The following is a 13,799-nucleotide window of genomic DNA, read 5'->3' on the forward strand; positions in this document are numbered from 1 at the left end:
AAATCTAGGTTTCCAAGTTCTATGCTATTGTATAATGCCATTTTGCGATATAATTTAATAAGGTCATTGGAATAGTTTTTCCCTCTTAGTGCCGTAAATTCCATCTATGTTGAACATTGATTTCTCGTAACCACCGTCTGAATCGTATTCGCATTTGTCAAACCAAAACTGGTTTTAGACGGCCAAAAAAAATCAACAAATAGTATTCACCTCAACATTATCATGATTATTATGGGCCTTCCGATGTTTTCTACACTTATTTTATTTTAAATTTTAATACCCAGGATTTTGATTTTCTTGGTTTATTAACGGGTTCGTTTGGATTTCTTGTTCCGGAATAGGCCACAGAAGGTGCGTATCTAACACATTAAAACCCTTTGCATTTAAAATAACCTCTTCAACAATGCCCAATCGTTTTAAATCCAACCATCTTTTTCCCTCCATATACTGCTCATAGCCCCTCTCCTTTAACACGGCATCCAAGAAAGACGATTCCGTCCAACCTGTTGAAGGGTAATCTACCGCGGATACACTTGAAGCTGGATATCCATAAGCCCTTCTTTTAATCATGTTCAAATATTCAATTGCTGTAGAAGTAGGTCCGTTGGATTCTTGGGAAGCTGCCTCTGCATATAGTAATAAAATATCGGAATACTTCATAAAGGGAAGGTCATTGGAAAAACTCCTGTTTCCTGGCGCCGCAGGATCTCGATATTTTGAACAGAGTACAGGAGTGGAAGCTGGAAGAGTTTCAATCTCACCCGTATTACGGTTCACATACTCGGAAAATATATTGAATTGTTTTCGAAGGTCATTGTCGTCCCATTCCGAAATAAATGGGTAATCAGTGGTTGAGTATAATACAAAAGCTCCAAAAGGAGCATAAATGGTTTTGTCCCACAACATGAAAAATGGCCAACCAGTACCTACTTGATTATTATATTTTATATAAAATATTTCCTCGGACGACCCATTCGCACCAGCGCCATACAGAGCATTAAAATCATCTGCTACTTCCACATCTACTAGTGAATACATCCCAGAATCAATAACTTCACCTGCTTTAGCTTTTGCAAGGGCCCAGTTTTCATTGGTTAAATAAATCAACGCAAGCAATGATTTTGCAGACCATTTAGAAGGATGACCAAATTGAGCTTCGGTACTGGGAAGTACAGCCTCTGCATCCTGTAAATCTGAGATTATAGCCTCGTATACTTTATCAACAGGACTTCTGGGAAGCGCATCTTCAGTTGCCTCTTCACTTCCCAAATACAAGGGCACATCTCCAAAGTTGACCACTAAATGATAGTAACAGAACGCGCGCATAAACTTGGCCTCTGCAAGCAGTTCCTGCTTATCATTTTCGAGGATATCCATTGATGGAATTTTTTCAAGTGCTATATTTGAAAAATTTATACTTCTATAAAATCTGCTCCAAAATCCGGCAGTTCGATTTGCATTTGTTGGATCAAGGCCCTGATATTGTCCAACTGGTATATATGAGCCCCTGCCTGTAGCGTAATCAGACATGCTTTCTAGCTCCGCGTAGTAGGTCTCCCCAAACAAACCTGCTTCCAATAACGGCGCATAGATTGCATTTATGGCCGATTGGGCGTCTGATTTTGATTGGTAAAATAATTCATCAGACAATCTGTCCTTTGGCACTTCATCCAAATAACTTTCACACCCTACGAGTATAACCGTAAGAAAAACAAAAAATAAAGAGAATCTTTTCATGACTTATAATTTTTAAATGAATTTATTATAATTTCAATTTTAACCCAACTGTAAAAGTTCTGGCGTCTGGAAAACCAAATTGATCTATACCTGGAGAAATTTGACTATTGCCACGGGTACTAACATCTGGAGAATACCATGAATAATTGGTAATTGTAAAAAGGTTTTGTGCCGAAACATATAGGTATAAGCTGTTCAACCAGTCAATATTTCCAGCGACATTTTTAAAATCGTAGCCTAATTGTATATTTCTCAATCGAAGATAAGAGCCATCCTCCACAAAACGGTCAGATGCCAAATACTTTGTATTTTTACTTACACGCGGAAACTGTGCATTAGGATCGGGATTGGCTTCTGTCCAAAAATTGCCTAGAACATCCGTTGTCTGATTCAACCCAAAAGTAAAAACATCCGAAACAGTGCTTTTGTTAAAATTAAAAAGATCGTTTCCTTGAACTCCAGAAATCAAAAAGTTGAAGTCGAAATCCTTATAAGATAAAGTCGAATTGATTCCATAAATAAAATCTGGATTAGGATTGCCAATAACAGTCCTATCCAAGGCATCAATATCACCACTACCATCAAAATCAACATATTGTATGTTCCCCTCTTCCGTTAAACCGTCTTCGATAAATCCGTAAAAAACACCTACCGGTTCGCCAACCCTCACCAAATTCACACTGGTTGATATAGGAAGACTCAAAGTAGAACCAAAAATATCGGCATCATTTGCAAGACTTAAAACCTTATTCCTATTTCTGGAAAAAGTAAGGCCCAAACTCCATTTCAAATCTTCCGTCTCTAAGATTCTAGCATCCAAGGACACGTCAATTCCTTTATTTTCAATAGCTCCGATGTTTGTCAGAGAATTTGAAAAACCTGTTGACGTAGGCAATGGCACACTTGCTAAAAGATCATTGGTTTCTTTATTGTAATAGTCAAGGGTAAAGGAAAGGCGGTTGTGAAATAGACCTAAATCCAAACCAATATCAGTCTGTGAGGTAGTTTCCCATTTGAGATTAGGATTGGGTTTGGAAGTTCCTGGAGCGAAACCTACAAATAAATCGTTATCAAAAACCGCTGATAAATTCGAAAGCACTGAAAGCGATTGGTAAGGGGCTATTGCCGTATTGCCAGTTTTGCCATAAGAAGCTCTAATTTTTAGGTTATTTATTAATTTGGAATCCTTTAAAAATTCTTCCTCCGATATTCTCCAAGATACTGCGCCAGAAGGAAAATAACCCCATTTATTGGCAGCGCCAAAACGAGAGGAACCATCGGCCCTTATACTACCCGTAAGCAAATATTTTCCTTTATATGAATAAGCCCCCCGAGCAAGTCCCGATAACAATGAAAATTCCCGATAGTACGAAACAGGTATGATTGGATTACTTCCGGACTGGAGATTAAAGTTTTCAAGTGTATTGTTCAAAAATCCGGCGGAACCCGTTACCACCCCTTGTTGGATATTTGTTTCCGTTGTAAATCCTGCGATTAGGTTTAGATTGTGATTATCCGATTGAAAAGATGTGTCATAGGACAATAAATTCTCGTTTAGCACCCTTGAAGCTTCATCATAGCTAATTGAGGCATTCCCTGTAGCAGATACTTTAAGCAAAGTAGAGGAATAATTATCCCCACGTGAAACTTCATAATCAATACCAATGGAAGATTTAAACTTCAAGTTATCAAGAATAGCATACTCGGCAAACAGATTGACCAAAACACTATTTGTAGTACTCAGTCTTTTGTTCTCTAGTGCAATGGCAACAGGATTGTCTGCAATATCAGGGCTAAAGGCATAGGGTGTAACATTGGTATACTCACCATCACCATCAAATACAGTAAGTGTAGGAGGTGCAACAAGCGCACCGCTTAAAACCCCATCTCCCCTAGAGGAATTGTCACTTGTCAGAGCATTCGCTTTTCTTCGAGAAAGAATGGTATTGGCCGATACTTTTAGTCTATCACTTATGTCATGGGTTAAATTGGCCCTTAATTGATAGCGATTGAAATCTGAGTTAATAAGGATTCCCTCTTGATCAAAATAATTACCCGAAAGACTAAAAGTTGTTTTGGCGTTACCCCCACTCACAGAAATGGAATGATTTTTCACAATGGCATCCCTGAATACCTCATCTTGCCAATCGGTGCCCTCTCCAAAAGAATTGATTTCAGTCTGAGTGAAAAAAGGGTTTTCACCATCATTGCTAGCTCTAAAATTCGCCAGGTTAGCAAACTCTGTGGCATTTAAAAAATCTAATTTAGTCGCTGCCCGCTGTACGCCAACATAAGTATCTATTTCAATGATTGTTTTACCTTCCCTACCCTTTTTAGTAGTTACGAGTACCACACCATTAGCTCCCCTAGAACCATATATTGCTGTGGCAGAGGCATCTTTTAACACCTCCATGGATTCTATATCCTTGGGTGACAAATTGTTTAATTCCCCTTGAATCGGAAATCCGTCAACGACATACAATGGTTCATTGCTTCCCATGATGGAATTACCACCTCTAATTCTCAAACTTATATTACCTCCCGGTGCACCAGAGTTTTGGGACACTTGAACACCAGGCGCCAAACCCGCCAATGTCTGCAAAGGGTTTCCTCCCCCAGGTATGTCAAGTTCCTCACCTTGCACTGAAGCTACCGAACCGGTTAAATCACTTTTTTTAACGGTGCCATACCCAATTAACACCACCTCATCCAAACTTGAAGCACTTTCCGACAATGTTATACTTAACAAAGATTGATCGTTAACATTTACTTCTTTAGTGGAAAACCCTATATAAGAAACGATTAGGGCAGCATTGTCGCTGGACAACATGATTGAGAAATTACCGTCGAAATCTGCTGTCACACCATTCGTGGTTCCCTTTTCCACAATGTTGGCCCCAGGCAACGGCGACCCATTTTCATCGGCCACCGAACCAGAAACCTTAGTGTTCTGGGCAGTTACATTAAAGCATAGAAATGTAAAAATCAGAATAGGAAGGGCGTTCCGTAACAATCCAAAAACCCATTTCAGGACTTTATATTCATTCTTGTTTTTCATAATTAATTTAAATTTTCATTAACATTAGGTAGATGGTTTAATTGATTACACAACTGTTGTGTAGTGTAGTGTTTCGATAAATGTAGTTATAAAATTCAATTATCCAAAAAAATCAGGTTTTTTTTTTGAAATAATCAATAAAAAGCGTCTAGAATTGTAAAATTCATAAAATACAAAACAGGTTTCATTTAGAGCTTCCCCATATTATAGGGTAATAACAACTAATTTTATAGCCATTCTGAAACCGGATAAGTATTGGTTTCGATAAATAGATGTTTAACTAATTATCCATTTACCCCTGTTATACTTCAATTTTCCCATCCTCCTATTAACTTCCTCAATAGGAATAATAACATAGCCCGAAAGCACTTTTAAGGTTAGATACAATCATGCTATTACAAGAACCATGACTAGGTTGCAAGCGGCAAAAAATTCTCCATAAAATAAAGGGACGGCTCTACTTGCTTTAACAACAAATCATTAGGATTTGTCAGCATATGCAGGAACATTTGTTATATTTATCGGGAGAGGAAGGTAATATAGTACTATCCCATATATGCCATACAATTCACTTGAAAAGGTCTTAATTCCTACTTTTTTTATAACTTTAAAAATTTTAATAGAGCTTTGCCTAATTAAGTTAGTAGCATAAAACATTTAATCTGTGGTGTAGTGGAGTGTTTTATATGTGCTTCGAAATAATTACCTAGACTTAATTGATTTGAAAATTTTAATCCCTTAATAAGACCAATTTAATTGTTCAATAATTTTATGAAAAGTGAAATAGAAATTGATTTGAATTCCAAAGAACCAATTTATAAACAATTGGTAAAAAATATTCAAAATTTAATAGACGTAGGAATTTACGAAAAGGGAGATTATGTCCCATCCTTAAATGATTTATCGTTAGAGTTAAAAATTTCCAAAGAAACAGTAAAAAAGGCCTATTCAATTTTACGTGAGAAAAATATTCTGGAATCAACGCAAGGAAAAGGTTACTATATATCCTATGATGACGATAATCAAATAAAGATATTATTGATATTGGACAGATTAGGCACTTATAAGCAAACTATGTTCAACTCCTTTTCTGACACTTTAGGTGCCGATGCCCAAATAACGATACGATTACACAATCAAGACATTACCTCTTTTGAAAATTTTCTGGAAGATAGTTTAGACGATTATGACTATTACGTAATCACATCTCATTTTCCTCTATTAAAGGATATCCAAAAACGAGCATTAAAAGCTTTAAAAAAAGTACCAAATAGAAAGTTGATTCTGCTTGACCACAACCTGACTAAACTACCTGGGAATTTCGGCTCGGTTTATCAAGATTACGAACAGGATATTTATGACGGACTCGAACAAGGACTGATTCCCTTAAAAAAATTTCAAAAATTGAATATCATCTCAATGTCAGGAAGTTTATATGCTCCCTATCTCCATAATGGAATAAAAAAATTCTGTTCAAATTATAATATCCAATACGAGTTCCACAGTGAGGTTAATCCTGCCAATATTAATAAAAACGAAGTTTTTCTTATTCTCAATGGCCAATTGGACAATGAACTTATTCAACTTGTTGAAGCTGCGAAGTCCAAGGGGTATAGTATCGGTAATGAAATTGGGATTATCTCTTACAACGAATCACCGATCAACAAAATTATTCTAAACGGACTAACAGTTCTTTCTACTGATTTTGAACAAATGGGCAAACTTGCTGCTAAAATGGTAATAGATAAATCGTTCGCAAAAATAAAATGTGATTTTCGGCTTATCAAAAGAAATAGCTTCTAATTTTGTTTTAACAACTCACATTAAATTATGTATATAATATTTGATTTAGATGACACTTTGGTAGATAGTGAACAAGGCCATAGGAGTGCAATAAACCTTATTTACAAAGACCACTTTCCCAACTTGCTGCCAAAAATTAATATTAGTAGTATTTGGCTCAATATTACTAACCATTATTTGGAATTATATTTTAGAGGTGAGCTTTCCCTCGAACAACAAAGAGTCGCAAGAATACAAAAATTTTGGGAAATTTGTGGAGCAAAGCTAAATGAGGAATCAGCTAAAAAAATTTATAAGAAGTACCAACGGTATTTTTTAAATTCGTGCCTTAATTTTGAGGATACCATTGAAACTTTAAAGCTGTTATCCACATTCGAATTATTGATAATATCCAACGGTTGTTATGCCGATCAAATCTACAAGTTAAAGAACAATAATATTATTAAATACTTTAAACACATATTTATTTCTGATAGGGTAGGATTTTCAAAACCGGACAAAAGAATATTCCAACAAGTAGCTTATGAGTTAAATACGTGTATTTCAAATTGCCTATACATTGGCAATTCATACCCACTGGATTATTTAGCTGCACGTGATGCAGGAATGAAGGCCATATGGTTGGATAGGAACAGTACCGGTGGCGAAAATGGAAACAACAATATCAGCTCATTAAAACAATTGCCTAAACATAGATTTTTACAAACCGATTAAGTTTCACCTTATCTTATTTTTAAACACAGTACATAAAATTGATGGATTAAAAATTGGTGGGACTTAATTATTATCTAAAGTCTAGTTCCAATGTCCTTAACCTTAATCAATTGGTAATATTTTAATTTAATCACCATACTTAAGAAGTGTCTTAGAATATAACAATAGCATATCCCACCATACTCGCGTCTTTTACTATGTATGGATTCTTCCAATTTTGACAATTCACCAAGTTCCATCAGTGTACCTGGACAATTCAATTTAGATTTCCTAAGCACTTGAAAATTAATATATGCCCTGCAATCAATTTTTTATCCCAAGAATTTGCAAAACTCAATAAAAATAGTTAATGCCAAGATTTTTGAGTTTATCTGAATTTTTTAATTTGCATGGTCCTAAGGGCACTAGAAATAAACCTAAATACTCCGTGCTTCCGTTCGTATTACCTAATTGCAATTATTGTGAGTAACGACATCGGCCTGCAAAATCTTTGTTAATTTAATAAGATGGCACAACATAAAGCGCAGGGATGTATTATGATCAAAACCGTGCCCTATAAAGGTATTTAAAGAGACTATTATAAAAGATTCGAAATGCGACACTCTGGCGAAAGATTAATAGCTCTTAAGAAATTGTCCATTACCTAATTATGATGATTTACGGCGCCCACTCTTGGTAAAACTCCCTTCATATACATCATATTTTAAGCAAGATTGCCCTATGCAAGTTTGATTCCTTGTAAAGGACGAATGCGTTGGACGATGTCAACATTCCACGCAGAACAGACCTGAAGGCTTCCACGCGGTCTACAGATATCTAGTATGAAAAAACTGTCGGGTTTATCATACAGCTATACTTATAATTCACATAAATAATTTTTGTGAATTAAAAATTTGTTATATATTTAACACTACACTACACTATACTATACTAAAGTAGAGATTCAGCGAATCGATAAATAGTATAAAATTCTTTAAAATCATGAAAAAAATAATATCAATTGTAATAACCGGAATTATGTCAATTGGATTTGTAAATTCCCAAAACAAATACAGCACATGGGAGTTATATAATCATTCAGGGCCAGGTTTAAAACAGACCGGATGGCTGAATACTAAAACATCCAAAGAAACAAATAAATCTTCTTTTTGGTCCATTGGGTGCGAAACACTCGACAGAGATTATGCAGATTTCAATAAATATAAAAACTATGTTGAAGAGTTAGGTGTAAAAAGAGCAAGGTTGCAGAGTGGATGGGCTAAATGTGAGACAAAGAAGGGTGTTTATGATTTTAAATGGTTGGATGAACACGTGTATGGTTTGGCACAACAGGAAATAGATCCATGGATAAGTTTATCCTATGGAAATTCTATATATGGTTCTGATATACGCTTGGGAACACAAATATTTACTGATTCAAAATCAATGGAAGCATGGTTGAGGTATGTGGAAGCTACTGTAAATCGGTATAAAAATGTTGTCAAAGAATGGGAAGTCTGGAATGAGCCAAATGGGCAAAAAAGCAATACTCCTGAAGTTTATGCAGCGCTTCTAATTAAAACTTCAGAAGTTATAAAAAAGGTACAACCTGATGCCAAAATTCTGGGATTTGCTTTAGCAGGAATACCCTTAAAATGGACGGAAGAGGTGTTTGAAATATTAAAAAAGAATAACAAGGTAGAACTTGTAGACTACTTAACGTATCATCCATACAATAGAAACCCGGATGATAGTTATGAAACAGTTGAAAAATTGGAAACACTTGCCCATTCATATAACCCAAACATTAAACTTTTCCAGGGAGAGAACGGGAGCCCTTCTCAACTTGAATATACACACGCGCTAGCAAATTATCCTTGGACTGAAATCAGTCAGGCAAAATGGTTCATGCGACGTATGGCTGGAGATAGGGTTCGAAATATTCCAAGTTCAATCTTTACCATGGTTGATTTACATTATCCTAATATGTTGCAATCTTTTGGTTTGTTACGTGCCAACCTTTTAAATGACATTATATACAAAAGGCCTTCTTATTATGGTGTTCAACACATGGCCTCTTTTTTTGATGATTCTGTCATTGCAATCGGCGAATTACAATACGACTCAAACAGTTATCGAAAGTTAACAGTGGCGGGTTTTAAAAAAGATAATAAATCTGTTCTTTTGGCATGGTATAAGGATCGAATTCCAGATGATGAACTGAAATGGGATATAATAACCCTGAGTATTAAGGGTGAGACATTCATAGATCCGGTTTATGTGGAAATTATCACGGGAAAGGTTTATGAAATTGCTAAATCAGATTGGGAAATTAATGGTGAGAATACATTATTTAAAAACATTCCTATGTGGGATAGCCCCGTCATGATTGCGGAACGCCAAGAAGTTGATTTTAGGACCCACTAAGATCAAACTCAGAGTTTATTCTCATTGGAATTTCACCTACTTAGGGGGAGGTGTCCTTTTGGACGTGTCTTATATTTTAATAATTAGGTTATCGGAGAATTAAATTTATTGGAGCATTTGTAGTCTGCCTTCAACAAAGCAACATGGACACACACGAGGTTTAGAATGTGAACTACCTACCACAATATTATTCTTTGGTAAAGGAGCTAAAAGTCAAACTAGCGGAACCTAAGACCAGCGTGATAAAAAATTTACAAACAACATCTTTTGTAATGACAAATGTTTAGAGAATAATTCATAGTCTATGATAAAGATTTCAAAATATCTATATTCGTAAAACGAAAGTTACTTTGACATATACTTTTCATAAGAGTTCACAAATCGTCAACACGATTAGTAATTTCTAGCAAGTACTCGACTCTGATTGACCTAAGCGCGGAAAGTTCGAGCCCCGGCCAGGTCACTTAAAGCCTTTTAATAGTTACTTCTATTAGGAGGTTTTTTTATTTCTACTTATTTGTTTAGAAAACTCCAGCTCTGAGTATACCTTAGGGGAACCCAAGGCCAGACTCCTTAATCAATTACTCCAACAATTTCGAATACAAAAAATTAACACCAATTGTTATTATGTATATTTATTGACCCTATTTTCGGTTGACAATTAGACTAAGTTTTATAGTGGTTGAACATAAATAATTAAACCCATAAGTTTGTTCTGAATATTTTTTTTGGTTTGATAAATGATCTTCCAATAATATCAATTCTTGTACACTACAAATGTAAAAGACAAATCTTCTCCTAATCCAGAAGCGTTAAATGTTCTTACACTCAATTCACCACCACCCGAACTACTTGAAATAAAGCCAGGTGAGGCACTTCGAATTGTTAAGACTGTAGTGTATGTCGCATGGTGGTAATTCTCATCGAATATTTTGATTGAAAACCAACCGGGAAAACCAGTTTGCCTAACTGAAAAATTACCGCTCCCTGAATTCGTGTATCCAGCTGAATTAACACTTCCATAGGCAATAGGAATCATATTTGCCATACCTGTTGAATTCGAATGAATCTCTCCTGTGGTTTTTATATCACCGTTAACTTCAAGTTTTTCAGAAGGGTTAATCGTTCCAATACCAACATTACCATCATGTTTTATGGTAAGCCTCTCAAATAACATACTTTCACCATAATTAGCCCCATCCTTTGTATAAAAGGCAATATTCCCCCTAAATTGAGCGCCATCTGCTGTACGTGTTTCAATTCTTGAAATGGCTGAGTTACCAGGAGAAGAATTAGAAATAAAATCTAATCTTCCTATAGGACTATTAGTCGAACCTTGACCACCCTGAATTTCTATTGAGGCAAAGCTATTATCAGCAGGGCTAGTACCTGTAGCAACCGTTAAGTATTTACTAGCGCCCGGTTCAACACCAGGGTTTCCGTTACCAATACCAACACTACCTAAATCAAAATGTATATTATCACCAATTTCAATCCATAAGGTACTACCGCCGCTGCCAGAACCAATCATCAGATTACCGTCTGCATCAGCTACAATATTACGCTGCCCTGTTCCAATTAAATCACTTGAACGAATACCACCCTCTACATCAAGTTTAGTTGTTGGGCTAGTTGTACCAATTCCCACATTTCCAGTTCTTTTAATCGTCATTTGCTCTTCAAGTACTGCATCAGCCCCGCTAGTGCCATTCATTGTATAAAAAGCTAAGTCTCCATAAAACTGAGCTCCGTCTGATACTCTAGCCTCTATACGGGCAATTTCAAAAGTTGGCCCAAATGAACTCATTGATAAAAAGCCAAACCTTCCAATTGGCCTATTATCAATATTTTGACGACCCTTTATTTCAATTGCTCCAAAATCACCATCACTTACTCCACCAGATACGGTTAAATACTGTGACGCGTTAGGAATATGCCCTGGCAACAGTGCACCAATAGTAACATTGCCCGCATCGTAATTAATACCGTCAATGGCCTCACTCCATAAAGTACCACCACCTACACCAACCTCATCTGTACCTGCTACCCAATTACCTAAGCCGGCATCCCATTTAGCCACTTGCCCGTCAACAGTGCCTACTAAGCCATCTACAACACCATCATCGCCAACTAAAAGGCCGTGACGCATTGTTATATCAACATAATCTCCCAAATCTACCGAACCACTGCCATCTTCTATAGAGAGTATGTCACCAATCAAAACCAGGCCTTGATCATCTGTATCTACCAAACCGCCAGAAGCTAATTCCTCTATGGCCGTCTGAGTATCAACTGCTGCAAGACTTGTTCCTGTATTATCAAAAGGAACCTCGGATGCATTCTGGTCATCTGTGCCACCAGGCGGAATAATAGCGGATAAATCAACCCCGGTACCATCCGTTATTTGAAGCATAGTTCCTGAAAGGGATAAATTTTGTTCATCTGTATCTACCAATCCACCAGAAGCTAATTCTTCAATAGCTGATTGGGTATCAACTGCTGCAAGACTTGTTCCTGAATTATCAAATGGAACCTCGGATGCATTTTGGTCATCTGTGCCACCAGGTGGAATAATAGCAGATAAATCTATCGTTGATCCATCTGTAATACTCAAATCCGTTCCCGAAAGACTTATATCTTGAATTTCATTAGTTGGGTCTGCGTCCGCATCAGCACCACCTCCGCCAGAACCTACAAGCTCATCTAAAGCGTCTTGAACATTCCCTGAGGTAAGTCCAGAATCCGTATTATCATACGGTACTTCTGAGGCAATTTGTGCATCTCCTCCACTAATCAGTCGGTTATCAACATAGGCCTTAACCGCTCTTTGCGTGGGTAAAATACGAGTACTATTTTCTAACAGGTCACCATCATCTGATATTTCATCAACCTGATTTCCTGAGTTTAAATTAAATCCGCCTACCACCCGAAAGTCACTATTTATCTTGACCTCACCTGTATTCTTATTTTCAATATCATTACCATTTGCTAGCCATTGTTGATTACCCGAAGCCATTGCATAAGGTACCGCCATGAGTTCGGTGGTTCCTACCTCAATGTCATTAAACGAAACTGCCACAAAAGTAGCCTCTCCCCAAGGTAACCTTGAATAATCACCACTACTAACGCTTCCATTACCAATATGTATATTAAAAACTCCGTTAGCATCCGTAGTAATAGAATGACTTTCTTGGTATAGCGCGACTCCTTCTGAACTTCCGAATTTTAAGGCAATACCAATTTCTATGGTCTCTTCATCCATTAAATCGTTTTCTGAATTACGCGCCACACCTTGGTAGTTGATATAATTCTTCTGCTGTGCCTGTAGCATACATGTACCACAGTACATAAAAGCTACTATAAAAAGCATAGATAGGTAGTTTTTTTTCATAGTTCTATTTTTTTATCAATTTATATTCTTGAGTTTCTAAGCCCCCTTCTAAGTAGAGTTTTAAAACATAGACCCCATTGGAGAAATACGTCATATCTATCTCGTATTCTGTTTTTTCAGCTTCAATTATTTGTAAAGACACCCTTTGTCCATTAACCGCAAAAAGTTCTATTCCATATATATTACTCTTAGGAGCGGCAACTACCACGTGTTCTATTACAGGATTGGGGTACACTATAATATCATCTTCCTCTTCAATATTTAAAGGAATTATCAGAATACCGTTACCGGCCCAAAAACCTTGATCAACAGAATTATTATTTGCTACCAAACCAACAACAGGCTCGCCGATAGTAAAACTTACGGTAATATCGCTACTGTTCATTATACCACCTACGCTACTAATTACACTACGCCCTATTGACTGAGCAAAAGAAAATGTGGCAATAAATAATAGACAAACGAGGATTGCTTTTTCTTTCATTTTTGATCTTTTAAAGATTAATGTTCTTTTAAGCTGAAAGGTTAACAGCTTTGAAAAATTATTTTGCCCCAATGAATTGAAAAATCAATCGTCTTTATTTCTTAGGAAAGATGACCTCTTTATTTCTTGAAGTCTATAATATTAAAGTTGGAAAGTAGCCAGTTGTCAGATTACTCAAAATTTAATTAAAGTCCACTAGATTGTAG

The 13,799-nt window shown here is 36.4% G+C and carries 7 protein-coding genes; 3 read left to right on the forward strand and 4 right to left on the reverse strand.

Translation table 11 applies throughout. The annotated features are described in order from the left end of the window. Positions 1-273: 273 nt before the first annotated feature. Positions 274-1,737 (reverse strand): RagB/SusD family nutrient uptake outer membrane protein, encoded by a 1,464-nt coding sequence (locus AAC084_RS13855; protein ID WP_339840803.1) that lies wholly within the window; start codon positions 1,735-1,737, stop codon positions 274-276. 25 nt (positions 1,738-1,762) lie between these two features. Beyond that, positions 1,763-4,795, reverse strand: a complete 3,033-nt coding sequence (locus tag AAC084_RS13860; protein ID WP_339840804.1) for a TonB-dependent receptor — start codon at positions 4,793-4,795, stop codon at positions 1,763-1,765. A gap of 771 nt (positions 4,796-5,566) precedes the next feature. On the opposite strand from AAC084_RS13860, the gene AAC084_RS13865 reads away from it, so the two are divergent. The 3 genes from AAC084_RS13865 to AAC084_RS13875 all read left to right on the forward strand — a co-directional run bounded on the left by AAC084_RS13865 (position 5,567) and on the right by AAC084_RS13875 (position 9,718). Next, positions 5,567-6,598 carry a GntR family transcriptional regulator gene (locus tag AAC084_RS13865; protein ID WP_339840805.1) on the forward strand — a complete coding sequence of 344 codons (1,032 nt, stop codon included), beginning with the start codon at positions 5,567-5,569 and terminating at the stop codon, positions 6,596-6,598. Between the two features lie 27 nt (positions 6,599-6,625). Then, positions 6,626-7,312, forward strand: coding sequence for an HAD family hydrolase (locus tag AAC084_RS13870; protein WP_339840806.1), 687 nt, complete (start codon positions 6,626-6,628; stop codon positions 7,310-7,312). 981 nt (positions 7,313-8,293) lie between these two features. Then, positions 8,294-9,718 (forward strand): hypothetical protein, encoded by a 1,425-nt coding sequence (locus tag AAC084_RS13875; protein WP_339840807.1) that lies wholly within the window; start codon positions 8,294-8,296, stop codon positions 9,716-9,718. Positions 9,719-10,475: 757 nt separating this feature from the next. On the opposite strand, the gene AAC084_RS13880 is transcribed toward AAC084_RS13875, so the two are convergent. Both AAC084_RS13880 and AAC084_RS13885 read right to left on the reverse strand, forming a co-directional pair. Continuing rightward, positions 10,476-13,109, reverse strand: coding sequence for a hypothetical protein (locus tag AAC084_RS13880; RefSeq protein ID WP_339840808.1), 2,634 nt, complete (start codon positions 13,107-13,109; stop codon positions 10,476-10,478). 4 nt (positions 13,110-13,113) lie between these two features. Then, positions 13,114-13,593: a T9SS type A sorting domain-containing protein gene (locus AAC084_RS13885; RefSeq protein WP_339840810.1), complete on the reverse strand. Its 480-nt coding sequence runs from the start codon at positions 13,591-13,593 to the stop codon at positions 13,114-13,116. Positions 13,594-13,799: the final 206 nt, after the last annotated feature.

This window comes from uncultured Maribacter sp., assembly GCF_963977385.1.
Classification (GTDB): Bacteria; Bacteroidota; Bacteroidia; order Flavobacteriales; family Flavobacteriaceae; genus Maribacter.

Bases quoted from the DNA above. Each gene is read 5' to 3' on its own strand.
- AAC084_RS13875 (WP_339840807.1), top strand. From the start codon at position 8,294: ATGAAAAAAATAATATCAATTGTAATAACCGGAATTATGTCAATTGGA.
- AAC084_RS13865 (WP_339840805.1), top strand. From the start codon at position 5,567: ATGAAAAGTGAAATAGAAATTGATTTGAATTCCAAAGAACCAATTTAT.
- AAC084_RS13855 (WP_339840803.1), bottom strand. From the start codon at position 1,737: ATGAAAAGATTCTCTTTATTTTTTGTTTTTCTTACGGTTATACTCGTA.
- AAC084_RS13880 (WP_339840808.1), bottom strand. From the start codon at position 13,109: ATGAAAAAAAACTACCTATCTATGCTTTTTATAGTAGCTTTTATGTAC.
- AAC084_RS13885 (WP_339840810.1), bottom strand. From the start codon at position 13,593: ATGAAAGAAAAAGCAATCCTCGTTTGTCTATTATTTATTGCCACATTT.
- AAC084_RS13870 (WP_339840806.1), top strand. From the start codon at position 6,626: ATGTATATAATATTTGATTTAGATGACACTTTGGTAGATAGTGAACAA.
- AAC084_RS13860 (WP_339840804.1), bottom strand. From the start codon at position 4,795: ATGAAAAACAAGAATGAATATAAAGTCCTGAAATGGGTTTTTGGATTG.